Genomic DNA, 989 nt, shown 5'->3' with positions numbered 1-989 from the left:
GATATAAAAGGGTAAGACAATAAAAAAAATCTTATCCCTATAAAATTTCCACCAAGAATTTATACTTGAATATTTCTTAATTGTCATAAAACCTAAAATTCCCATGAAAAAAGGTACCGCAAATCTAAATAAGTTATCCATAAACAGAACGCCAATTCCAATACTTTCCTCAGAAAAACTTAGACCTACAACATGAATACAAATGACTCCCAATATACTAATTGCTCTTATAAAATCTATAAAATTATTTCTCTCTCTTTTCGAATCCAAATTTGCCCCTCCTTAATGGAATATGAATCGTATTATATTCATAACCCCTAATTTTTTTAAGGATATTCCAGTTTTTTTAATAATAAATTTATTTACCCTTAAAAATTCATTCAATTATAACTAAAATGTACTTTAACTATTTAACAAGGGGGACTTTATTTCATGAAAAGGAAGTATATTGCACTGATTTCCGCACTTACTTTTGCTAGTACGCTTTCAAATGCAAATGTCATTTACGCTGAAGAAAAAGTTAATATCGAAAACACACCAAAAATTAATGCTGAAGAACCTGTTGCTAATAAAATCGAAGAATTTGCAAAAAAATATATGGGGCTTCCATATATTTTTGGAGGAGAAGATCCTAATGTAGGATTAGATTGTTCCTCATTTACACGTTTTGTATTAAAACAGGTAGGTATCAATTTACCACGTACCGCAGCAGAACAATTTGTTAGCGGAAAAGGAATCCCTACTACTGAATTGAGAAAAGGAGATTTAGTATTCTTTGAAACATATAAAGCCGGCCCATCTCATGTTGGGATTTATTTAGAGAACGGTAACTTTATTCATGAAGGTGGGACAAAAGTTCATATATCAAATTTAAGTAACCCTTATTATAAGAGTAGATACTTAGGGGCTAGAAAATTTATTAATAATGATAATATTGTTCCTTCGGTTGTTCTGGATGGGAATAATACCACAATAGAACAGGAAACTAA

At 30.2% G+C, this 989-nt stretch carries 2 protein-coding genes; one reads left to right on the top strand and one right to left on the bottom strand.

What is annotated here, in order from left to right:
- A partial coding sequence (locus RCF13_RS10165) for an acyltransferase family protein (RefSeq protein ID WP_308141128.1) occupies positions 1 to 270 on the bottom strand: 270 nt, incomplete at its 3' end.
- 162 nt (positions 271 to 432) lie between these two features.
- Between RCF13_RS10165 and RCF13_RS10160 the strand changes: the two genes are divergently transcribed.
- On the top strand, positions 433 to 989 hold a 557-nt coding region (locus RCF13_RS10160), incomplete at its 3' end, for a C40 family peptidase (RefSeq protein WP_308141127.1).

Source organism: Stenotrophomonas maltophilia group sp. RNC7 (assembly GCF_030910085.1).
Taxonomy (GTDB): domain Bacteria; phylum Pseudomonadota; class Gammaproteobacteria; order Xanthomonadales; family Xanthomonadaceae; genus Stenotrophomonas; species Stenotrophomonas sepilia.
Note: the sequence above shows the minus strand (reverse complement) of the source record. Positions and strands in the feature narration are given on the sequence as shown.